This window comes from Streptomyces sp. NBC_01546, assembly GCF_045208355.1.
Classification (GTDB): Bacteria; Actinomycetota; Actinomycetes; order Streptomycetales; family Streptomycetaceae; genus Streptomyces.
This window is the reverse complement of record NZ_CP109379.1, coordinates 1480364-1501235: the sequence shown is the minus strand read 5'-3', so window position 1 is coordinate 1501235 and position 20872 is coordinate 1480364. Positions and strand designations below refer to the sequence as shown.

The following is a 20872-nucleotide window of genomic DNA, read 5'->3' as shown; positions in this document are numbered from 1 at the left end:
AGCTGCGCGGATGCTCGGCGCGGTGGAGCGCCCCGTACGGAGGCCTCGGGTGCGGGGGGCGGCGTGCGGGAGTGACCGGGAGGAACGATCCCGCTCCGTGTGATCTGCCGTGCTCCCGTACGCCAGGGCCACGCGGTGTGACCGCGTGCCGCCGAGCGCACACGTCTTAGTTAGGGGCAGGACGGCCTCACCCGGTACATCCGTCTCCGCCCCGCCGTGTTGAATGTCCGACCGCGTTGAATGGATGGACACGTGTACGAGCTGGGCGGTTCTGATGGCCAAGCGTGAACCCAACGGACGACTCCGCACCCTCCTCACCGACGCGCGCTGGAGCGGGCAGGACTTCGCGCGCGCCGTCAACGGCGTGGCCGCCGAGGCCGGCCTCACCCTGCGTTACGACCGGACCTCGATATCGCACTGGCTGGCCGGCACCCGGCCCCCGGCGCACGTCGTCGCCCTCGCCGCCGAGGCGCTGAGCCGCCGTACCGGGCGGCGGATCAGCCCGGCCGACACCGGGCTCGCCCGGCCCGCCGGGGTCGGCGCCGGGGTCCGGGCGCGCGACCGCCCCGGCACCGAACCGCACGGTGCGGACGCCTTGGCCCTGCTGGGCGAGATCCCCGTCTACTCCTCCGCGTGGCGGCCCCCGGGCTGGCCGCCGCCGGGCCCGGCCGGGGCTCCCGCCCGCTCGTCGGGGAGGATCGGGCCGGAGCACGTGGAGGCGGCCGAGGCCGTCCTGCCGGTCTTCCGCAACGCCGACATGATGTTCGGCAGCGGCCTGGCCCGGCCCGCCCTGACCCGCTACCTCGCCACCACCGTGGCGCCCTGGCTGCGGGCGGGCGCCGCCCCCGCGGTACGGCACCGGCTGCTGGGCTGCGCGGCGCGGCTCGCGTACACCGCGGGGTTCCTGTGCTTCGACGGCAACCAGCAGGGCGTGGCGCAGGCGTACTACCGGGCGGGGCTGAGGCTCGGCCAGGAGGCGGGGGATCCCGGGTGCTGGGCGCCCGTACTGCGGGCCATGAGCGTGCAGGCCCACCACCTCGGACACCGCAAGCAGGCGTGGGAGCTGGCGGAGGCGGCCGCCCGGGAGGCAGGACGGCTGCCCGCGCTCCAGGCCGCCTTCGTCACCGGGCAGCTGGCCGTCGCGGAGGCCGCCTGCGGTGACCGGCGGGCCGCGGTGGCCCATCTGGCCGAAGCCGAGCGGCTGTTGGAGCGGACGGACGGGCAGCGCGCCGCCATCGGCGACTACCACCACGCCGCGCTCGCCCATCAGCAGGCCGAAGCACTGGCCGCCCTCGGGGACGCGCGGGGTGCGATCACCGCGCTCGGCACCTCACTGCGCCGCCGGCCGCCGGGAGAGCGGCGGGCGCGCGCCGTCACCCTGGCCCGGCTCGCCGAACTCCACCTGAACCAGGGCCACGTGGAACGGGCCTGTGCCACCTGGCACGAGATGCTGGACGCGGTGCCCCAGCTGGACTCCGCCCGGGTCGACGACGCCCTGCGGCGGCTGCGCGGCCGCCTCCAGCCGGTACGCGGCAACCGCACGGCGCGGGCGCTGCTGGCCCGCGCCTGCGCCCTCACCTAGAGGGTGCCAGAACCTGGGGAGTGTCAGGCCGGTCCGTGGTAGCGGGGGCTCGTGGCGTGCCACTCCTTCGCTCCGCCCATCCAGTTCCAGACCCCCTCCAGGAAGCGGCCCAACGCGGGTGAGCCGAGAGCGGCCAGGGCCGCCGACTCCGCCTCGACCGTGCGCATCACGTCGTCGTGGATCGCCGCCGTGCGGTTCACCGCCTCCTGGAGGGAGCAGTGCTCCTCGGCCGCGATCAGGTTGGGGAGGTTGGTGTCGGCGCCATCCTCCCGGGCCATCGAATAGAGGTCGTTGAGCAGGCAGGTGGCCACCCCCGCATACATGTACGTACGCCGGACCCGGGCGTCCGCGAACTCCGGCGCGGGCACCTCGTAGCCGCCGACCGGATCGGTCAGCACCATGCAGGGGAAGAAGCCGTTCTCGTACCGGTGCACCAGGTACTCCCAGACCGGCGGCCGACGGCCGGACATCCGCCACTCGGCCTCGTGGTTGTACCCGACGAACATCACGGCCAGCTGGTAGCGCAGGCGGGTCACCTGGGTCGGGGAGGCGAACTCGGCGAGGTGCTCGAGGCTGGAACGGAAGGCGCGCAGCACCGGCTCGGCCGCCACCCGCTCCTCGAACTGCCGCTCGTAGCCCGCCGGCAGGCGCACCGGGTCGACCACGGCGTGCGCGAGCGCCGTGCGCAGGCCGAGCAGCCCGGGGTCGGCGTCCTCGCCCTCGTCGGCCCAGTGATCGTCCACGGACCACTCGGAGAGCCCGCACTTGGCGGCCGCCAGCAGCCGGTCGGGGTCGTCGCAGTCCGGGTGCGCGAGCATCATCAGGCGGCCGAAGTGGCAGGCGCGCAGCGCGTCCAGGCGGCCCGCGTAGATCCCGGTCTCGGCCGCCCACAGGACGAGCCGGTCGTTGACGACATCGGCCAGCGCCGGGTCGTCCCGGACGGCGTCGGGGCAGTACAGCGGGGGGATGACGACTCCCGGGCCGGTGCCGGTGCCGGTGCCGGTGGCGGTGCCGGTGCCCGTGCCCGTGCCGCTGCGCGTGCTCGGGGCGGGATCGGTGTGCGTGGGTGAGGTGCCCAGGCCGCTGCGGCCGCCGAGCAGCCGGCGCAGGACCTCCGCCGGATCGGCGGCGGGCACGCGTGGGCGGCCCGGGGCGTGGGCGGGGGCGCGGTCCATGGATCCTCCTGCGGGTCGGCACACCCACCCATGGAGCGCGGGCCGGCCAGGGATCCGGTAGCCCCGGGGCCACCGGACCTGTTGAAGATCCGGCGGCGTTGAAAGCCCGTACGGCAGCCCGTACGGCAGCCCGTACGGCAGCCCGTACGGCAGTCCGTACGGCAGCCCGTGCGCCAGGCCGTTCGTACAGGAGTGCAGGGCTTCAACCGGCCGGGATTTTCAACAGACGCCCGGGCCGGTGCGGCTACCGCGCGCCCCGCCCGGCGCCCCACCGTGGGCGTGCAGCACGCTCCGCGTGACCGACGCAGGGAGGAACCCCGCATGACCGCAGAGGCGCAGCCACCCCTGACCTCCGCCGACGACCGGCAGCTGAGCCTGAGCACCGCCGCGGCCCGCAATCTCGCGACGACCACCAAGTCCGTTCCCCAGATGCAGGGCATCAGCTCGCGCTGGCTGCTGCGCATGCTGCCCTGGGTGGACCTCGGAGCCGGCACCTATCGCGTCAACCGCCGCCTGACCCATGCCGTGGGGCGCGGCCGGGTCTCGTTCGTCCAGGCCGGCGCGGACGACGTACGCATCCTCGCCCCCACCCTCACCGAACTGCCCACGCTCAAGGGGTACGAGGACACGGCCGTCCTGGAGGAACTGGCCCTGCGCTTCGTCAAGCGCGACCTGCGCGCCGGCGACGGGCTCGTGGAGGCGGGAGCCCCCGTCGACGAGGTGTTCATCATCGCCCACGGCCGCTTCGAGAAGCGGGCCGAGGGCAAGTACGGCGGCGCCGAACTCCTCGGCGTCGTGGCCGACGGCGACCAGCTCGGCGACGATGCCCTCGGCCAGACCGACCCGCGGTGGGGGTACGGCGTACGGGCCGCGACCGCCGGGACCGTCATGGTGCTGCGCTGGAGCTCCTTCCAGGAGGTGCTCGGCCGCGCGGCGAGCCTGCGCACCCACCTGGACCAGTACGTGGAGAACGGCCGAAGGCCCGTCAACCGGCGCGGCGAGGCCGATATCGAGCTGGCCTCCGGCCACGCGGGCGAGGCCCTGCTGCCCGCCACCTTCGTCGACTACGAACTGCGGCCGCGCGAGTACGAACTGAGCCTCGCCCAGACCGTGTTGCAGATCCACACCCGGGTAGCCGACCTCTACAACGACCCGATGAACCAGTTCGAGCAGCAACTGCGCCTGACGGTGGAGGCGATGCGCGAACGACAGGAGTCCGAGCTGCTCAACAACCGCGACTTCGGGCTCCTGCACAACGCCGACTACGGGCAGCGCATCAGCGCCTGGTCCGGCCCGCCCACCCCCGACGACATGGACGACCTGCTCAGCATGCGCCGCGGCACCAAGTTCTTCCTCGCGCACCCCAAGGCCATCGCCGCCTTCTTCCGCGAGTGCAACAAGCGCGGCCTCGCCCTGGACACCGTGGAGGTCCACGGCAAGCAGGTGCCGTCCTGGCGCGGCGTCCCCGTGCTGCCCTGCGGCAAGATCCCCGTCGTCGGCGGCCACACCAGCTCCATCCTGGCCCTGCGCACCGGAGAGGACAACGGAGGCGTCATCGGCCTGCGCCCGGCCGCGATCCCGGAGCAGATCGAACCCGGCCTCAACGTCCGCTGCATGGGCATCGACCAGAAGTCGGTCATGTCCTACCTGGTCAGCTCCTACTACTCGGCGGCGATCCTCGTCCCCGACGCCATCGGAATCCTGGAGAACGCCGACATCGCCGCCACGCGCTCCTGACCGGGGCCGATACCGGGAACGGTTGTCCGGAAGCCGGTCATGGGCTCTACTGCTGTGCAGCCCCCCACTGGGGGGCATGTGCGGGGGAGGGACCAGGATGAGAGCGGACCGGCGGGCTGACCGGCGGGCACAGCGGCGGCCGGAGCGGGCGGCCCGGCCGGTGTCGCACCGGCGCCGATCGGGGTTCCGCGGCCGCAGGCCGCTGCTGACCCTGCTGCTCTCCGCCTTCCTCCTCGTCGGGGCGTGCGCGGCCGCCGGCCTCGCCTGGGACCCCTTCAACGCGACCTCCGCGCACGGCGGTCGGACCCGGGCATCAGCGTCCCGTCGTCCGCCGGTCCGGTCGGCGGCAGCCCGTCGCCCGGCGACCCCGGACCGGCCGCCCCGCAGCCCGCCGAGAGCCCGCCGCCGACCGGGGGCGCGGCCGCCAAGGGCAACCCCGGGGGCGCGACGGACACCGGGGCGGCGCGCCCCGCCGGCGCCCTGCCCTTCGACATGCCCCAGCCGGCCGCCCTGCGCTCCGGCGAAGCGGGCAAGAAGCTGGTGTTCGCCCACTACTTCACCCCGTACCCGCTCTCCCTCGACAACGCGCGCGCGGACGGCGACTACTACACCCGCAACTACCTGAACCCGGACGGCGAGAGCGGCAAGCACGGGAAGTACGGCGGCCTGCTCCGCGACCGGCCGCTGCCCGTCGAACCCAAGACCGGCGACTGGGAGTACGCCAACCTCCAGCAGGAGGTGCGCACGGCCCGCGCGGCGGGCATCGACGGGTTCACCCTGGACGTGCTCTCCCTCTCCGGCCGGAACTGGGACCGCTGCAACCTGCTGATGGCGGCGGCCCGTTCGGTCGACCCGGCCTTCAAGATCATGCTGATGCCCGACATGACCTCGCTGAAGACCGACGACCCGGGCGTGCTCGCCGACGCGATCGCCACGCTCGGCGACGCCCCTGCCGCCCACCGGCTCCCCGACGGCCGGCTCGTCGTCTCCCCCTTCAAGGCGGAGGAGAAGAGCGTCGCGTGGTGGACCGAGGCCCTGGAGATCCTGCGGTCCAGACACGGCGTCCGCACCGCCTTCGTCCCGCTGTTCCTCGACTTCGGCGCCCACAGCGACGCGTTCGCCCCCATCAGCCACGGCTTCTCCGAGTGGGGCAGCCGCAGTTACGTCGGCCAGGAGAGCAACACCCGCGACGTCCGGCGGGCGCACGGCCTGGGCAAGATCTGGATGCAGCCCGTCTCGGTCCAGGACGCCCGCCCCAACCAGGGCATCTACGACGAGGCCGGCAACACCGCCACCCTGCGCTCCACCTGGACGCACGCCATCGAGGACGGGGCCGACTGGGTCCAGCTCACCACCTGGAACGACTACTCGGAGGGCAGCCAGTTCGCGCCCTCCCTGCACAACGGGTACGCCTATCTGGATCTGACCTCCTACTACCTCACCCGGTTCAAGACGGGCAGCTGGCCGAAGATCGTCCGGGACACGCTGTACCTCACCGCCCGCACCCAGTTCGCGGCCGCCGACCCGACGGGCGACCAGTCGCTGCTGATGGCGCCGCGCAAGGGCACCGCCGCGCCCAGGGACACGGTGGAGGTGCTCAGTTTCCTCGCCGGGCCCGGAGTCGTCCGTACGGCCGTCGGATCCGCGAAGGACACCCACGAGGCCCCCGCGGGCGTCCACTCCGAGCTGCTGCCGCTGAAGGCGGGCACCACCTCGGCGGCCGTGGTGCGGGGCGGGAAGGCCGGCGCGGAGGTGCGGCTGCCGTACCCGGTGGACGGCACGGTGGAGGTCCAGGACCTCCAGTACTACGCGGCGACCAGCGGGCGGGAACGGTAGGGGAGCGGCGAACCAGGGGCAGGCCACTGTGTCGCGATTGGCCTTGTCGGGCCGCGCGCCGCCCTTGGATGATCCGGAAGCAGCCCCGCCGCACCCGCCACCCGGAGGTACCCGTGACCGAGCCCGCCACCCCGACCGCATTCCCCGGCGGCGGCGCCCTCTTCCGGCTGGACCCGGCCGTCACCCACCTCAACCACGGCTCCTACGGAGCGGTCCCCGTCCCCGTCCAGGAAGCCCAGGAGGCGCTGCGCGCCGAGGCCCACGCCGACCCCGACGCCTTCTTCAACGGCGTCTCCGACCGGCTGGCCCGGGCCCGGGAACGGATCGCGGCCCAGCTCGGGGCGGACCCCGAGGGCATCGCCTTCATCTCCAACGCCACCGAGGGCGCCAACCTCGCACTCGACGCCATCCCGCTCGCCGACGGCGACGAGATCCTGGTCACCGACCACGGCTACGGCACCGTGACCGCCGCGGCCGCCCGCCGCGCGCCCGTCACCACGGTGGCCCTGGACCCGCGCCTGCCCGACGAGGACGCCGTGCGCGAGGCCGTGCTGGCGGCGCTCACGCCCCGCACGAAGGTGGCCCTGCTCGACCACGTCAGCTCGCCGACCGCCCGCCTCCTCGCCGGCCCCCGGCTCCTCGCGGACCTCGCCGCGCGCGGGATCACCACCGTCGTCGACGGCGCCCACACCCCCGGCACGCTGGCCGAGCCGATCGCCGCCGGAGCCGACTTCTGGTTCGGGAACCTGCACAAGTGGGGCTACGCCCCGCCCGGCAGCGCGCTCCTCGCCGTGGCCCCCGCCCACCGGGCCCGCGTCAGGGCCCTGGTGCCCTCCTGGGAGGACCACCGCGGCTTCCCCCGCTCGGTCGAGTACCGGGCCACCGCCGACTACACCGGCTGGCTGGCCGCCCCCGAGGGCCTCGGCCTGCTGGAGAGCCTCGACGCCGCCAAGGTACGGGCCCACAACAGTGCGCTCGCCGCCTACGGCGCGGACCTGCTCGCCCGGCTCCCCGGGTTCACCGTCCTCCCGCACACCCCGGGCCTCCCGATGCGCTCCGTCCTGCTGCCGCCCGGCGTCGCCGAGACCCAGGACGCCGCCCGGGCCATGCGCGAGGAACTCGCGGCGAAGCTCCGCATCCGGGTCCTGGTCTGGCCCCGGCCGGGCGGCGGCGGCCTGCGCGTCTGCGGGCAGGTCTACAACCACCCCGAGGAGTACGAGCGCCTCGCCGCGGCCCTGCCCGCGTTCCTGGCGTAAGGGGGCTCAGCCGCGCCTGAGCAGGTAGGTGTCCATGATCCAGCCCTTGCGGGTGCGGGCCTCGGTGCGCAGCTCCTCGATCCGCCCGGCGACGTCCGCGAGCTTGCCCTGGACCAGGATCTCGTCCGGGGTGCCGACGTAGGCCCCCCAGTAGATGAACAGGTCCTGGTCCAGGTGGGCGGTGAAGGCGTGCCGCGCGTCCAGCATCACCACCACGTCGTCCACGTCCTGCGGCCAGCCCTCGGCCAGCCGCCGCCCGGTGGTGATCTGGACCGGGCGGCCCACGCGGTTCAGATTGGTCCGGTGCCGTGCCAGCAGCGCCGAGACGCTGCTGATGCCCGGCACCACCTCGTGCTCGAAGGCCACCCGGCCGCGCTCCAGCACCTCGTCGAGGATCGCGAGCGTGGAGTCGTACAGCGAGGGGTCGCCCCACACCAGGAACGCCCCGGTCTCGCCCTCCGCCAGATCCTCCGCGATGAACCGCTCGAAGAGCTCGGCCCGCGCGCTGCGCCAGCCGTCCACCGTCGGGGTGTAGTCGGCCGGGGTGCGGTCCCGGTCCGGGTCGCGGCCCTCCACCAGCCGGTGGCCGGGGCGGGCGTGCTCGTCGAGCATCGCGCGCCGCAGCCCGGTCAGATCCGCCTTCTCCTCGCCCTTCTCGAGGATGAGGAATGCGTCCGCCGCGCCGATCGCCCTGACCGCCTGGAGGGTCAGGTGGTCCGGGTCGCCCGCGCCTATGCCGATCACTGAGAACTTCTTCACGCCGCTATTCTGCCCGTCATGCGCGTCGCCCTGTTCGTCACCTGCGTCAACGACGCGCTGTACCCGCGCACGGGCATCGCCGTCGTACGCCTCCTGGAGCGGCTCGGCGTCACCGTGGACTTCCCGGCGGCCCAGAGCTGCTGCGGGCAGCCGCAATACAACACCGGCTACCGGCACGAGGCCGAACCGCTGATGCGGCGCACGGCCGAGGCCTTCGCCGGGTACCCGTACGTGGTCACCCCCTCGGGGTCCTGCGCCGCGATGATCCGCGAGCACTACCCGCGGATGGGCCGGAAAGCGGCGGGGGAGGGGCGCGGCACCTCGCTCGCCGAGGCCGCCGACTCGCTCGCGCCGCGCGTATACGAGCTGAGCGAGTTCCTGGTCGACGTGCTCGGGGTGACCGACGTCGGCGCGTACTTTCCGCACACCGTCACCTACCACCCCTCATGCCACGGCCTGCGCGCCCTCGGGCTCGGAGACCGGCCGCGCCGGCTGCTGGCCGCCGTCAGGGGCCTGGAGCTGGTCGAGCTGCCCGGCGCCGAGGAGTGCTGCGGTTTCGGGGGCACCTTCGCCGTGAAGAACCCGGACGTGTCCGCCGCGATGGGCGCCGACAAGACCGGCAGCGCGGCCGCCACCGGCGCGGAGGTGCTGTGCGGCGCCGACAACTCCTGCCTGGCCCACCTCGAGGGCCTGCTGCGCCGGGCCGGGACCCCGCTGCGGGCCGTGCACCTCGCCGAGATCCTGGCCGCGACCGAGGAGGAGCCCCTGTCATGACCGGCACGCATCTCGGCATGCCCGCGTTCCCCGAGGCGGCCCGCGAGGCAGTACGGGACGGCGTACTGCGGGCCAACCTCCGGCACGCCACGCACACCATCCGCGACAAACGGGCCCGCGCGGTCGCCGAACTCGCGGACTGGGACCGGCTGCGGGCCGCCGGCAAGGCCGTCAAGGACCACACCCTGCGCCACCTCGACCGCTACCTCCTCCAGCTGGAGGCCGCGGTGACCGCCGCGGGCGGCACGGTCCACTGGGCGGCCGACGCGGACGAGGCCAACCGGATCGTGACCGGCCTGGTGCTCGCCACCGGCGAGCGGGAGGTCGTCAAGGTCAAGTCCATGGCCACCCAGGAGATCGGCCTCAACGAGGCGCTGGAGGCCGCCGGGATCGCCGCGTACGAGACCGACCTCGCCGAACTCATCGTCCAGCTCGGTCACGACCGGCCCTCGCACATCCTGGTCCCGGCGATCCACCGCAACCGCGCCGAGATCCGCGACATCTTCCGTACGGAGATGGGCCGTTGGGGGCGGCCGGCGCCCGACCCGCTCGGTGACGACCCGCGCGAACTCGCGGAGGCGGCCCGGCTGCACCTGCGCGAGAAGTTCCTGCGGGCCAAAGTCGCCGTGTCCGGCGCCAACTTCATGGTCGCCGAGACCGGCACCATGGTCGTCCTCGAGTCCGAGGGCAACGGCCGGATGTGCCTGACCCTGCCCGAGACGCTGATCTCGGTCGTCGGCGTGGAGAAGGTCGTCCCGACCTTCCGGGACCTGGAGATCTTCCTCCAGACCCTGCCGCGCTCCTCGACGGCCGAGCGGATGAACCCGTACACCACGATGTGGACGGGGCTGGGCCCTTCACGAGGGGCGGACGGCGACGGACCCGCCGCCTTCCACCTCGTCCTCCTCGACAACGGCCGCACCGACACCCTCGCCGACGAGGTGGGCCGCCAGGCCCTGCGCTGCATCCGCTGCTCCGCCTGCCTCAACGTCTGCCCCGTCTACGAACGCGCCGGCGGCCACGCCTACGGATCCGTCTACCCGGGCCCCATCGGCGCCATCCTCAGCCCCCAACTGCGCGGCACCAGCAGCGAGATCGACGCCTCGCTGCCCTACGCATCCACCCTGTGCGGCGCCTGCTACGAGGTCTGCCCCGTCGCCATCGACATCCCCGAGGTCCTCCTCCACCTGCGCGAACGGGTGGCCCAGGGCGGCCCGGTGACCCGGGACGGCATCCGCGTCACAATCCGCCCCGCGCACGGCCACACCGCCGAACGGGCCGCCATGCGCGCCGCCCGGCTGCTCCTGGACCATCCCGGCGCGCTCCGTGCGGGGATGCGGCTCCTCGCCCGGGCCCGCCGGCTGCGGCCGCGCCGGCTGCCCGGCCCGGGACGGGCCTGGACCGACACCCGCGAACTGCCCGCCGTCCCGGCGGAGTCCTTCCGCGACTGGTGGACCCGAGAACGGGGGAACCCGCAGTGACCAGCAGGGACCGCATCCTGGCCCGCATCCGCCGCGCCGCCGCGGGCGGCCCCGAGGTGGACATCCCCCGGGACTACCTGCGCGTGCATGGGGCCCGCACCCCGGCACAGACCGCGGACCTGCTCGCGGCGAACCTCGCCGAATACCGGGCCCGGGTCCATCGCGCCGACGAGGGCGGGCTCGTGCCGCTGCTGGCGCGGCTGCTCGCCGAGCGGGGATCGCGGCAGGTGCTCGTACCGGCGGGCCTGCCCGTCCGGTGGACGGCGGACGTGGACGCCACCCTGGTCCCCGACCGGCAGACGTCGACCACCCGTGAACTCGACGGCGTGGACAGCGTCGTGACGGGCTGCGCCCTGGCCGTCGCCGAGACCGGCACGATCGTCCTCGACGCGGGCCCCGGGCAGGGCCGGCGCCGGATCACCCTGATCCCCGACCACCACGTCTGCGTGGTCCGGGTCCCCGACCAGGTCGTCGACTCGGTCCCGCAGGCCCTCGAACGCCTCGACCCCACCCGCCCGCTGACGTGGATCTCGGGCCCCTCCGCGACCAGCGACATCGAACTCGACCGGGTGGAGGGTGTGCACGGCCCCCGCGCCCTGGACGTGATCCTCCTGACAGCGCCCGGCGCACAATAGGGGCATGCCCTCTCACATCGCCCTCACCGCCCTCCTGGTCCACGACTACGACGAGGCGATCGACTTCTACACCCGTGCCCTCGGCTTCGACCTCGCCGAGGACACCGCCCGCCCGGACGGCTCCCGCTGGGTCGTGGTCCGCCCGCCCGGCGCCAAGGAGACCGCGCTGCTGCTGGCCCGAGCCAAGGACGAGGCCCAGCGCTTGCGCGTCGGCGACCAGACCGGCGGCCGCGTCGGCTTCTTCCTCTACACCGACGACTTCGCGCACGACCACGCCCGGATGGCCGCCGAGGGCGTCCACTTCCTCGAGGAGCCGCGCCACGAGGCGTACGGCTCCGTGGCCGTCTTCGAGGACCTGTACGGAAACCGCTGGGACCTACTCCAGCCGGCCGGCTAGCCGCGGCGCCTCGGCGGCGGCGTCCACGGCCGCGCCGCCGTCCACCCGGTGGGCCAGCTCCCCGGCCCACCGGACCAGGCCCGGCACGTCGACCCCGTACGGCCGCCCGTCCAGCCCCGCGATCCCGGCGGCCCCGCGCCGCAGCAGCCGCGCCCCGCCGACCGCGTTCCCGCGCGCGGAGTGCGTCAGCCCGACCGCGAGCTGCGCGAGCCCCCGCCAGAGCGGGGCCGCCTCCTCGGGCCCCGACTTCCAGGCGTCCTCGAACACCTCGTGCGCGTGGAACGGCATCCCGGCGTCCAGCAGCCGCTGCGCCTCCACCACCGTCTCCCCGGGTGAGCGCACCACGCCCTCGGGCTGCCGCTCCACACCGGCCGCCCCGTACGGCAACGGCCGCCCCAACCCGTCCCTGGGCCGCGCACTGCGCGCCCGCCCCTCGACATCCCGATCCCGTGCGTTCACCACCTCATCTTCGCCCTCGCCGATTACCGGTGCATGCACACCCCTCGGCGTGGGGTAATGTTCTGCATGTGCCGCCGAGACAGGGGAAACCCGGTCAAAAGACACTCGCAGGCACATCGGGACGTGGCGCAGCTTGGTAGCGCACTTGACTGGGGGTCAAGGGGTCGCAGGTTCAAATCCTGTCGTCCCGACTTTTCGAAGTCGCAGGTCGTGGGGCCGTTTCAGAGAAATCTGAAACGGCCCCACGGTCGTTCACGGGGAAGGGACGGGAGACCGATCCGCGCACCGAACGGTCCGTCAGTGCTTGTCGCGCTTCATCCGCTCGGCGGCCTTCGCGGCGGTCTCCTGGACCTTGCCGGTCATCTTCTCGGCCGTGCCCTCGGCCTTCAGGCGCGGGTTGTCCGTGGCGTCTCCGGCCGACTGCTTGGCCTTGCCCTTGAGCTGCTTGCCCTTGGCCTTGGCTTGTTCCTTGTCCATGAGGGGCATCCTTTCGGGAGTGCTACCAGGCCCCGCCTGCCCCGCTCGGACCACATCATGCGCGTGGGTGGCGGAGGCGTATCCGCGTGGCTTCTGGGAAGGTGCAAGAACAGGACGGAAGGGTGATGCCGGATGGTTCCGGGAGCGGACAATGAGCGCTTCACCGTCACGGTGCAGACCGTGGACGGAGCCGTCGTCCTGGAGCTGGCGGGGGAGCTGGACCACGACACGGCCCAGCCCCTGCGCGAAGCCCTCGACGAGGCGGTCGCCCAGGGCGGCCGGCTGCTGGTGGACCTGACGAAGCTGGGTTTCTGCGATTCCACCGGGCTGAACGTGCTGCTGCACAGCAGGCTCACGGCGCAGGAGGCCGGCGGCAGCGTGGAGCTGACCGGGCTGCGCGGTTCCGTCGCCCGCATGTTCCACATCACCGGCGCCGACGGGGTCTTCCCGGTGTACGCCGATGTGGCGCAAGCGCTGAGCGGGACGGGTGGTTCGCCAGGATAGTGCCTCTGCCTCACGGACACAGGGTGGGTGGGTACGGCTACGGCACGTCGACACTGAGGAGTCTGAGCGTCATGGAGCAGCGGGGGTCACCCGACCGGACCTGGTACCTGGTACTGGACGGGGCCACCGATGTCGTGACGCGCAGCCGCGACTTCGCCCGCCGGGCACTAGCCGCGTGGCACTGGCTTCCGGCCGCCACCCAGGAGGACCGGGACGCGGCCGATGACGTGCTCCTGCTGGTGTCCGAGGTGGTGGCCAACGCCTGCCTGCACGGTGGCGGGCCGGGAGCGCTGCTGCTGGACTGCGACGACGAGCGGCTGCGCATCGAGGTGACCGACGGGAACCCGGCGCCGCCGGTCCCCGTGCGGACGGGGCCGGGTTCGAGGCCCGGGCAGCCCGGCGGGCACGGACTGTTGATCATGAACCGGCTGGCCCGCGCCTGGGGTTCCCGGCCGGGGCCGGACGGCAAGTGCGTCTGGCTGGAGGTGGCCGCGCCCGCCGGGGTCAGGAATCCAGGGCCGCGATGATCTCTTCGGTGCTGGCGACCTTGCCGATGCGCGGGAAGATCTTGCCGAAGGTGTGGGCGTGGGAGTCGGCGTCCAGGTCGGCGGTGGCGTCCTCGGCGAATACCAGGTCGTAGCTGAGCTCCCAGGCCGTACGGGCGGTGGACTCGACCCCGGCGCTGGTGGAGATGCCGGCCAGGACGATGCGGTGGATGCCGCGCCGGCGCAGCTGGAGGTCCAGCTCGGTACCGGTGAAGGCACCCCAGTGGCGCTTGGTGACGACCACGTCCCCGAGCGCGGCGAGCTCGGCCGGGATCTGCGAGAACGCGGCCGGCGGGGCGGAGGCCGGGCCCGGGCGGTCCACATTGGCGGTGGGCAGGTCGCCGCTGTCGGGCGACCAGGCGACCTTGACCAGGACCACGGGCAGCTTGCGGGCGCGGAACGCCTCGGCGAGCGCGATGCCCTGCCCCAGGATCTCGGCGGAAGGCCTGGCGGTCGGCAGGCCCAGGATGCCGGTCTGCAGGTCGATGAGGACGAGGGCGGTGTCCTGGCCGAGGGCGAGACGGTTCGGATCGGCGGTCATGGGGTCTCCTTCGGCGGCCGTGGCCATCACCGACTGCGGCCGGATCCGCTCGGCGCGCCAGTTCCGTGGCGGTGCAGGGGACACGGCCCGAAAATACGGACAATCAGTCCACCCTGCAAGGCGGACTTACAGATCATCGATACCTCTAGAATGGGAACATGAGTGCGAATGAGGGGGAGTCCCGGCCTGCCCTGACCCCGGCGCTGACCGGGGCGGAGCTGGGCCGCTGGTACTGGACGCTGGCCGAGCTGAGCGCGCTGGCGCGGGAGATGGGCCTGTCGGCCGGGGGCGGGAAGACCGCCGTCACGGCCCGGCTCGCGGCCGCGCTCGACGGCCTGCCGCCCGAACCGGCTGCGCCCGCGGCCGCCGCCGCCCGCCGGAGCGGGCGCCAGCTCGCCGCACCCGTCGACGGCGCCACCGTGATCCCGCCGGGGCAGCGGTGCAGCCAGCTGCTCCGGGAGTTCTTCGTCCGGGAGATCGGTCCGGGATTCCACTTCGACGCCTTCATGCGGGATTACGTGGCCCGGGGCGCGGGCCGTACCCTCGCCGAGGCGGTGGCCCATTGGCACGCCACCCGCGCACGGGCAGCCGAACCCCAGGAGGTCGGCGCCCAGTTCGAGTTCAACCGCTTCCTGCGCGACTGGCACGCCGCCCGTCCCGACGGCACCCGCGCCGAAGCCCTGGCCGCCTGGCAGGCCCACCGGGCCCGCCCCCGCGACTGACCGCACGCGTCCGGCAGGGGCGGCCTACGGGCGGCCGTAGCTCAGCAGCACGACGCCGTTGCCGAACCTGCGGGTGTCCTCCAGGCGCAGTGGCACCGGGCCGCCGTCGACGGGCGGGAACAGCGGCTTGCCGCGCCCGATCCGCACCGGATGCACGTAGATCCGGTACGCGTCCACCAGGTCGTGGCGCAGGAACGCGGCGGCGAGATCCGCCCCGCTCAGGATCAGGTCGCCGCCGGGGGCCGCCTTCAGCGCGGCGACCTCGTCCGGTACGACGTCCCGCACGATGGTGGTGTTCCAGCCGGCCTGCTGCAGGGTGCGCGAGTAGACGTACTTCGGCATGTCGCGCCAGATGCCGGCGAACTCGGCCACGGGCCCGGCGTTCGCCGGGTCGGCGTCGGCGGTCGGCCAGAAGTCGGCCATCAGCCCGTGCGTGACGCGACCGCTCAGGAAACCGCCCATCGAGCGCAGCTCGTCGTTGAAGTGCTGGTGCAGTTCGTCGTCGACGACGTGCCAGTCGATCTGTCGCTCGGGACCCTCGATGTATCCGTCAAGGGACACCCCCGACATGAGGATGATCTTCCGCATACCGGCCCACCCTACGCCGCGGACATACTGATCGGCGTGAAGACCGAAGACGACAACGCCGATGACACCGTCCTGTTCCACGTCGAGGGCCGGACTGCGGTGGTCACCCTCAACCGCCCCAGGGCCCTCAACGCCCTCACCCGCCCCATGGTCCTGCGCATCGACGAGGCCCTCGGCGCCTGGGAGGAGGACCCCGCCGTCCACCAGGTCCTGATCCGCGGCGCCGGGGAGCGCGGGCTGTGCGCGGGCGGGGACATCCGGGCCATCCACGACGACGCCAAGGCCGGCACCACCGCCTCCGCCGAGTTCTGGCGCGACGAGTACCGCCTCAACGCCCGTATCGCCCGCTACCCCAAGCCGTACGTCGCCCTCATGGACGGCATCGTCATGGGCGGCGGCGTCGGCGTCTCGGCCCACGGCGGCGTCCGCGTCGTCACCGAGCGCTCCCGCGTCGCCATGCCCGAGACCGGCATCGGCTTCGTCCCCGACGTCGGCGGGACCTGGCTGCTCGGCCGCGCGCCCGGCCGGCTCGGCACCCATCTCGCCCTCACCGGCGCCGCCGTGGGCGCCGCCGACGCGTTGCTCTGCGGACTCGCCGACCACTTCGTCCCCGCCGGGCGGCTGCCGGAACTGACCGCCGCCCTCGCCGGGGCCCCCGCCCACGAGGTGCTGCCCCGGTACGCCGCCACGCCCCCGCCCGGTGAACTCGCCGCCCGGCGGCCCTGGATCGACCACTGCTACGCGGCCGGCACCGTCGAGGAGATCGTCGAGCGGCTGCTCGCCGACGGGGACCCCGCCGCCAAGGAGGCCGCCGAGACGATCCTGGCCAAGTCCCCGACCGCACTGAAGGTCACCCTCGCGGCCCTGCGCCGGGCCACCGCCCTCGGCTCGCTGGAGGAGGTGCTGGTCCAGGAGTTCCGGGTCTCGTGCAACGCCCTGGCCTCGCCCGACCTGGTGGAGGGCATCCGGGCCCAGGTCGTCGACAAGGACCGCGATCCGCGCTGGTCGCCGCCCGCCCTGGCGGACGTGACCGACGCGGACGTGGAGGGGCACTTCGCGCCGCTCGCCGGCGGTGACCTCAGTTTCGGCTGAGCCGGGCCTCCAGGCCGTCCAGGACCCGCTGGAGTCCGTAGTCGAAGTTCCCCTCGCGCATCCGGCGCGGGTCCCCGCTCTCCCGCGCCGACTGTCCCTCGGTGAGCAACGGGTGGCTGGCGAGGGCCTGTTCGGCGGCCGGGCGCAGGCTCTCCAGCCACTCCTGCTCGCTCTGCCCGCTGCGCGCCAGCAGCGAGAGGTACGCGGCCTCGCTGGTGGTGGCGCCGACTACGTAGGAGATGACCGCCTTCATCGCGAGGTCCGCCTCGCCCACCGGGAACCCGGCCGCCTGGAAGAGCGCGAGCATCCGCTCCGACATGCGCATCAGGTTGGGTCCGAGGTGGGCGAGGCCGACCTGGCCGAGCACCGAGGCCACCCACGGGTGGCGCAGGGTCATCGCGCGCAGGCTGTGGCCGCTGTGGGAGACCGACTCCCGCCAGCCCGCCGGGTCCGTGGCCTCCGGCACCTCCAGCTCGCCGTAGACCTCGTCCACGACCAGCTCGATGAGCTCGTCCTTGTTGGCCACGTGCCGGTACAGCGAGGTGGCGGCGGCGCCCATGCCGGTGCCCAGCTTGCGCATGCTCAGGGCCTCGATGCCCTCGGCGTCCAGCAGCTTGACGGCCGCGGCGACGATCTGGGCCTGGCTGAGTGCCGGTTGCTGCTCCTTCGGCCGGCGCGGGCGCGTCCAGACGGAGGGGACGGCGGGCGCGGCGGGGCTCTGCTGCTTCTCGTCTGCTGACATGGCCCCAGCCTAACGCACCTGCGAACGCCGTACGCATCCTGCGTACGCCCGAATGGGATGCGTACGGCGTCCTGGCGAGGGCCTAGCGGTAGCCGGTGGTGTCCGCCGGGCGGCCCGGGTCCTGGACCTCGACCATGTACCGCCAGCAGTCCGGGCGGCTGCCGTCGAGGTCCGTGAACCCGTAGACCCCTGCGAGCTGCCCGCTGGACAGGGACTGCCCGTTCCAGCGCGCCGACTCCGGGTCCGCGGCGAGCGCCGCGACCGCCCGGCCGACATACGACGGGGTCTCGGAGATGGCGAAGTGCGGGACCTTGGCCAGCGCGTCCCGCCAGTTCTCCTCCGTCACGCCGAAGTTGTCGAGCATCATCTCCGAGCGCAGCCAGCCCGGGGTCAGCGCCACCGCCGTGGCACCGCGCGGCCCCACCTCATGCCCCAGCGCGAACGCCATGCGCAGGACCGCGGACTTGGCGATGTCGTAGAAGAACGACACCCGGTAGTTGGTCGCGTTGTACTCGGCGGTGCCGTCCGTCATCTCCACCACCAGCCCGCCCGGCCGGCGCAGCAGCAGCGGCAGCGCGAAGTGGCTGGTGACCGCATGGGTCTCGACCGCGAGCCGCAGCAGCCGCAGCCCCTTGTCCAGATCGTGCTCCCAGACCGTGCTGTCCCACTCGAAGAGCCGCTCCCCGCCCCAGATGTCGTTGACCAGGACGTCGAGGCGCCCCTGCTCGACGTCGATCCGCCCCACCAGGGCCTCGACCTCGCCCGGCACCAGGTGGTCGGCCACCACCGCGATGCCGTGCCCGCCCGCCGCCGTCACCAGCTCGGCCGTCTCCTCGATCGTCTCCGGGCGGTCGTACTCCGAGCGTCCGTTCCGGGAGCTGCGCCCCGACACGTACACGGTCGCGCCCTGCGCGCCCAGCTGGACCGCGATGCCCCGGCCCGCGCCCCGCGTCGCCCCGGCCACCAGGGCGACCTTGCCTTCGAGTGTGCGCTGTGCTTCAGCCATGCGCCCGACCCTATGACGGCTCACCCCGCTCCTGCCCGCCGAACACGGCGACCGCCGCCAGCGACAGCAGCAACCCCCCGGCCGCCATGCCGAGGGCCGGGCCCGGCCCCCACAGCGTCCAGGCCGCGCCGAACAGCAGCGACCCGGCGAACCGGGCCAGGGCCTGCGCCGTCTGGAGCACAGCGAGGCCGGTGGTGCGCAGTCCGGCCGGGAGCAGCGGCCCGGCCGCCGCCATCAGCACCCCGTCGGTGGCCGCGTAGAACAGGCCGAGGAGTGAGAGGACGCCGAGGACGAGAGGGGCTCCGGCCGGTACCGGGGCCAGCAGCAGCAGACAGGCGCCGAGCAGCAGTACGTGCCCGCCGAGGAACACCCGGCGCCGGCCCAGCCGGTCGGCGGCCCGGCCCGCGGGCAGCGCGGCCAGCAGGAACACCGCCGCCGTGCCGACGGGCAGCAGCGGGAAGTACGCGGCCGGCAGCTCGAGCCGGCGCTGGAGGAGCAGATAGAGGAAGGCGTCGCCGACGGTGAACAGGCCGAGCAGGGCGGCGGTCGCGCACAGCCTCCGAAGGCCGGGGATCCGTACGAGCGTGCGTACGGGGGGCGGCGGGGTACTGGTGGCCGGGGCGGGCGCGGGGGCCTCCCGTACGAACAGGACCAGCACCACCACCCCCAGCACCGCGATGCAGCAGCTCACGGTGAACACGGCCGCGTACCCGTCCGCCACCACCCACAGCACCCCGAACGCGGCCAGCGGCCCCAGCAGTGCGCCCGCCGTGTCCAGCGCGCGGTGCACCCCGAAGGCGCGGCCCTGGTCCTGGGGTGGGCAGGAGAGCGAGATCAGCGCGTCGCGCGGGGCGGTGCGCAGGCCCTTGCCGGTCCGGTCGGCGGCGAGCACCGCCGCCACCGACCAGGGGGTGGTGACGGCGAGCAGGGCCGCCTTGCACGCGGCGGAGAGCGCGTAGCCGAAGCCCGCCACGAGTTTGCGGCGGTGCGTGCGGTCCGCGATCCGGCCGCCCGCGAGGCGCAGCAGCGCCGTGGCGCCCTGGTGGAGTCCGTCCAGGGCGCCGAAGGCGAGCGGGGACATGCCGAGTCCGGCCATCAGGTACAGCGGCAGGACGGCGGTGACCATCTCCGCCGAGACGTCCGTGATCAGGCTGACCAGGCCGAGCGCGAACACCGTGCCGGGGACGGCCCGCAGCGGGCCGTTCCGGGCCGGGGTGTCCCCGGCCATGTCCGCGGCCCGGCTGGTCGACAGGTACACGGATGCCTCCCTGAGGGTGTCTAGAACCAGTTGACGGTGAGCGGGAACCCGGCGGTGACGGTCGCGCCCGTGGAGTCGGTGGCGGTGGCCGTGATCTGGAGGGCGCCGGCGGCCCACGGCTTGCCGCTGATCCGGCCGGTGCCGGGGTCTACGGTCAGGCCCCAGGGCAGGCCGGTGGCCGCGTACCGGATCGGGGGCTTGCCGCCGGTGGCGCTCAGCTGGATGGTGCAGGACTGGTTGAACTTGCAGGTCTGCGGGCCCGGATCGGCCAGCTTCAGGTCACCCGCGGTCGGGGTCGGGGTGGGTGTGGGGGTCGGCGTGGGCGTCGGTGTCGGTGTCGGGGTGGGCGTGGGGGTGGGAGTGGGAGTGGGCGTCGAGCCGCCGAACACCTCGCTGATCGGCTGGACGTTGGCCGCGTTGCCCGCGTGCGTCGTGCCGAAGAGGTCCTCGAAGGTCCGCAGCAGATGGTGGTGGTTGAAGGCGGTGGTGTACTTGCCCGTCTTGACGTTCGCGCCGTAGAAGACCGTGGCGATCTGGTTCGACCCCAGGTAGTTGTCCTCGTCCCAGGTCAGCACCAGCAGGCTGTTGTTGGCCTTCGCCCACTGCGCGTAGGCGTCGATGTTGTTCTTCGTCCAGGTGTCGCCGGTGCCGACCGAGCACGAGTGCATGTCGTTGCACTGGTTCGGCACGACGAACGACAGGTTCGGCAGCGCCGCGAAGTTGTTCTGCGGGAACTGCGACCAGGTCTTGCCGGTGTTCAGCGGCACGTTCTTGAAGGCGAACCACGGGTTGTGCTTCTGCGCGTACTGGCCGTTCGTACAGGCCGTGGACCCCTCGCTCGGCAGGTCCTCGTTGTACGTGGCGAAGGTCTTCCCGGCCGCGATCAGCTCCTGGCCGAGGTTGGGCGCCGTCATCGACTGCGGGGTGTAGCAACCGTCGCCGGTGATGCCCTGCGTGGCGCCCGAGAAGAGGTTGAAGTAGTTGGGCTGGCTGGGGTGGGTCAGCGCCTTCATGCCGGTCAGGCTCGCGCCGCCGTTCGCCAGCTGGTTGATGTACGGGGCGTTCGCGCTGCCGATGATCTCCCCGTACTGCTTGTTCTCGTACACGACGACCACCACGTGGTCGTACGAGGGCAGCGCGGCCGCGACCGCCTTGGTCGTGGAACCGCTCTCCGCCGCCTGGGAGTTGGCGACGGTGAAAGCGCCCAGCAGGCCGAGCGTGCCGAGTCCGGCCACGAGCGCGGACCATCGGGCCCGGCGTCTCGCGTCGGCCCTGGGTGAGGGGGTGGGCATGGGGGATCCTCCTT

General features: G+C 73.4%; 22 protein-coding genes and 1 tRNA gene. 13 read left to right on the top strand and 10 right to left on the bottom strand.

Translation table 11 applies throughout. The features are described from left to right. Positions 1 to 274 precede the first annotated feature (274 nt). The gene (locus OHA89_RS07240; RefSeq protein WP_406365703.1) at positions 275 to 1582 is read left to right on the top strand and encodes a tetratricopeptide repeat protein; all 1308 of its coding nucleotides are present in this window, start codon (positions 275 to 277) and stop codon (positions 1580 to 1582) included. A 23-nt stretch (positions 1583 to 1605) separates the two neighbouring features. Here the strand turns inward: OHA89_RS07240 and OHA89_RS07235 are convergent, their stop codons facing one another. After that, on the bottom strand, positions 1606 to 2757 hold the full coding sequence (locus OHA89_RS07235) for a family 2 encapsulin nanocompartment cargo protein terpene cyclase (protein WP_406365701.1): 1152 nt from the start codon (positions 2755 to 2757) through the stop codon (positions 1606 to 1608). 321 nt (positions 2758 to 3078) lie between these two features. On the opposite strand from OHA89_RS07235, the gene OHA89_RS07230 reads away from it, so the two are divergent. The 3 genes from OHA89_RS07230 (at position 3079) to OHA89_RS07220 (ending at position 7586) form a co-directional block, all read left to right on the top strand. Continuing rightward, the gene (locus OHA89_RS07230) at positions 3079 to 4494 is read left to right on the top strand and encodes a family 2B encapsulin nanocompartment shell protein (protein ID WP_266613653.1); all 1416 of its coding nucleotides are present in this window, start codon (positions 3079 to 3081) and stop codon (positions 4492 to 4494) included. A gap of 243 nt (positions 4495 to 4737) precedes the next feature. After that, positions 4738 to 6330: an endo-1,3-alpha-glucanase family glycosylhydrolase gene (locus OHA89_RS07225; protein WP_406365699.1), complete on the top strand. Its 1593-nt coding sequence runs from the start codon at positions 4738 to 4740 to the stop codon at positions 6328 to 6330. A 113-nt stretch (positions 6331 to 6443) separates the two neighbouring features. Then, the gene (locus OHA89_RS07220) at positions 6444 to 7586 is read left to right on the top strand and encodes an aminotransferase class V-fold PLP-dependent enzyme (RefSeq protein ID WP_266613650.1); all 1143 of its coding nucleotides are present in this window, start codon (positions 6444 to 6446) and stop codon (positions 7584 to 7586) included. Positions 7587 to 7592: 6 nt separating this feature from the next. On the opposite strand, the gene cobF is transcribed toward OHA89_RS07220, so the two are convergent. Next, positions 7593 to 8345 (bottom strand): precorrin-6A synthase (deacetylating), encoded by a 753-nt coding sequence (cobF, locus tag OHA89_RS07215; RefSeq protein WP_257553295.1) that lies wholly within the window; start codon positions 8343 to 8345, stop codon positions 7593 to 7595. A gap of 18 nt (positions 8346 to 8363) precedes the next feature. Here cobF and OHA89_RS07210 point away from each other — a divergent pair, with 18 nt between their 5' ends. From OHA89_RS07210 to OHA89_RS07195, 4 genes are read left to right on the top strand one after another with little or no spacing between them, the layout of a single operon-like run. Next, a complete protein-coding gene (locus OHA89_RS07210) occupies positions 8364 to 9119 on the top strand; it encodes a (Fe-S)-binding protein (RefSeq protein WP_257553294.1) in 756 nt (251 codons plus the stop codon). Beyond that, a complete protein-coding gene (locus tag OHA89_RS07205) occupies positions 9116 to 10600 on the top strand; it encodes a lactate utilization protein B (RefSeq protein WP_406365698.1) in 1485 nt (494 codons plus the stop codon). Before OHA89_RS07210 ends, OHA89_RS07205 begins: the two co-directional genes overlap by 4 nt. Further along, positions 10597 to 11235 (top strand): LUD domain-containing protein, encoded by a 639-nt coding sequence (locus OHA89_RS07200; RefSeq protein WP_266613648.1) that lies wholly within the window; start codon positions 10597 to 10599, stop codon positions 11233 to 11235. Before OHA89_RS07205 ends, OHA89_RS07200 begins: the two co-directional genes overlap by 4 nt. A gap of 4 nt (positions 11236 to 11239) precedes the next feature. Further along, positions 11240 to 11632 (top strand): VOC family protein, encoded by a 393-nt coding sequence (locus OHA89_RS07195; protein WP_257553291.1) that lies wholly within the window; start codon positions 11240 to 11242, stop codon positions 11630 to 11632. On the opposite strand, the gene OHA89_RS07190 is transcribed toward OHA89_RS07195, so the two are convergent. After that, positions 11612 to 12091: a DUF309 domain-containing protein gene (locus OHA89_RS07190; RefSeq protein ID WP_266613646.1), complete on the bottom strand. Its 480-nt coding sequence runs from the start codon at positions 12089 to 12091 to the stop codon at positions 11612 to 11614. The genes OHA89_RS07195 and OHA89_RS07190 overlap by 21 nt on opposite strands. Before the next feature lie 117 nt (positions 12092 to 12208). Between OHA89_RS07190 and OHA89_RS07185 the strand changes: the two genes are divergently transcribed. Beyond that, positions 12209 to 12282 (top strand) — tRNA-Pro (locus OHA89_RS07185). A 106-nt stretch (positions 12283 to 12388) separates the two neighbouring features. On the opposite strand, the gene OHA89_RS07180 is transcribed toward OHA89_RS07185, so the two are convergent. Further along, entirely contained in the window at positions 12389 to 12568 is a 180-nt protein-coding gene (locus OHA89_RS07180) for a CsbD family protein (RefSeq protein WP_374199325.1), read from the bottom strand. 132 nt (positions 12569 to 12700) lie between these two features. Between OHA89_RS07180 and OHA89_RS07175 the strand changes: the two genes are divergently transcribed. After that, a complete protein-coding gene (locus OHA89_RS07175; RefSeq protein ID WP_266613643.1) occupies positions 12701 to 13072 on the top strand; it encodes an STAS domain-containing protein in 372 nt (123 codons plus the stop codon). 71 nt (positions 13073 to 13143) lie between these two features. Continuing rightward, positions 13144 to 13599, top strand: a complete 456-nt coding sequence (locus OHA89_RS07170; RefSeq protein ID WP_215148179.1) for an ATP-binding protein — start codon at positions 13144 to 13146, stop codon at positions 13597 to 13599. On the opposite strand, the gene OHA89_RS07165 is transcribed toward OHA89_RS07170, so the two are convergent. Beyond that, on the bottom strand, positions 13577 to 14242 hold the full coding sequence (locus OHA89_RS07165) for a hydrolase (protein ID WP_323186075.1): 666 nt from the start codon (positions 14240 to 14242) through the stop codon (positions 13577 to 13579). The two genes, OHA89_RS07170 and OHA89_RS07165, sit on opposite strands and share 23 nt — an antisense overlap. Before the next feature lie 74 nt (positions 14243 to 14316). Between OHA89_RS07165 and OHA89_RS07160 the strand changes: the two genes are divergently transcribed. Further along, positions 14317 to 14880 (top strand): DUF6434 domain-containing protein, encoded by a 564-nt coding sequence (locus tag OHA89_RS07160; RefSeq protein ID WP_266613640.1) that lies wholly within the window; start codon positions 14317 to 14319, stop codon positions 14878 to 14880. 24 nt (positions 14881 to 14904) lie between these two features. Here OHA89_RS07160 and OHA89_RS07155 read toward each other — a convergent pair whose 3' ends face one another. Continuing rightward, positions 14905 to 15468, bottom strand: a complete 564-nt coding sequence (locus OHA89_RS07155) for a dihydrofolate reductase family protein (RefSeq protein ID WP_406365695.1) — start codon at positions 15466 to 15468, stop codon at positions 14905 to 14907. Between the two features lie 36 nt (positions 15469 to 15504). Between OHA89_RS07155 and OHA89_RS07150 the strand changes: the two genes are divergently transcribed. Continuing rightward, positions 15505 to 16560, top strand: a complete 1056-nt coding sequence (locus OHA89_RS07150; RefSeq protein ID WP_406365694.1) for an enoyl-CoA hydratase/isomerase family protein — start codon at positions 15505 to 15507, stop codon at positions 16558 to 16560. On the opposite strand, the gene OHA89_RS07145 is transcribed toward OHA89_RS07150, so the two are convergent. The 4 genes from OHA89_RS07145 to OHA89_RS07130 form a co-directional block, all read right to left on the bottom strand. Further along, positions 16547 to 17302: a TetR/AcrR family transcriptional regulator gene (locus OHA89_RS07145; RefSeq protein ID WP_406365693.1), complete on the bottom strand. Its 756-nt coding sequence runs from the start codon at positions 17300 to 17302 to the stop codon at positions 16547 to 16549. The two genes, OHA89_RS07150 and OHA89_RS07145, sit on opposite strands and share 14 nt — an antisense overlap. An 82-nt stretch (positions 17303 to 17384) precedes the next feature. Then, positions 17385 to 18308: an SDR family oxidoreductase gene (locus OHA89_RS07140; RefSeq protein ID WP_266613633.1), complete on the bottom strand. Its 924-nt coding sequence runs from the start codon at positions 18306 to 18308 to the stop codon at positions 17385 to 17387. 10 nt (positions 18309 to 18318) lie between these two features. Further along, positions 18319 to 19566 (bottom strand): MFS transporter, encoded by a 1248-nt coding sequence (locus OHA89_RS07135; RefSeq protein ID WP_406365692.1) that lies wholly within the window; start codon positions 19564 to 19566, stop codon positions 18319 to 18321. 20 nt (positions 19567 to 19586) lie between these two features. Beyond that, a complete protein-coding gene (locus OHA89_RS07130; protein WP_406365691.1) occupies positions 19587 to 20858 on the bottom strand; it encodes an alkaline phosphatase family protein in 1272 nt (423 codons plus the stop codon). Positions 20859 to 20872 lie beyond the last annotated feature (14 nt).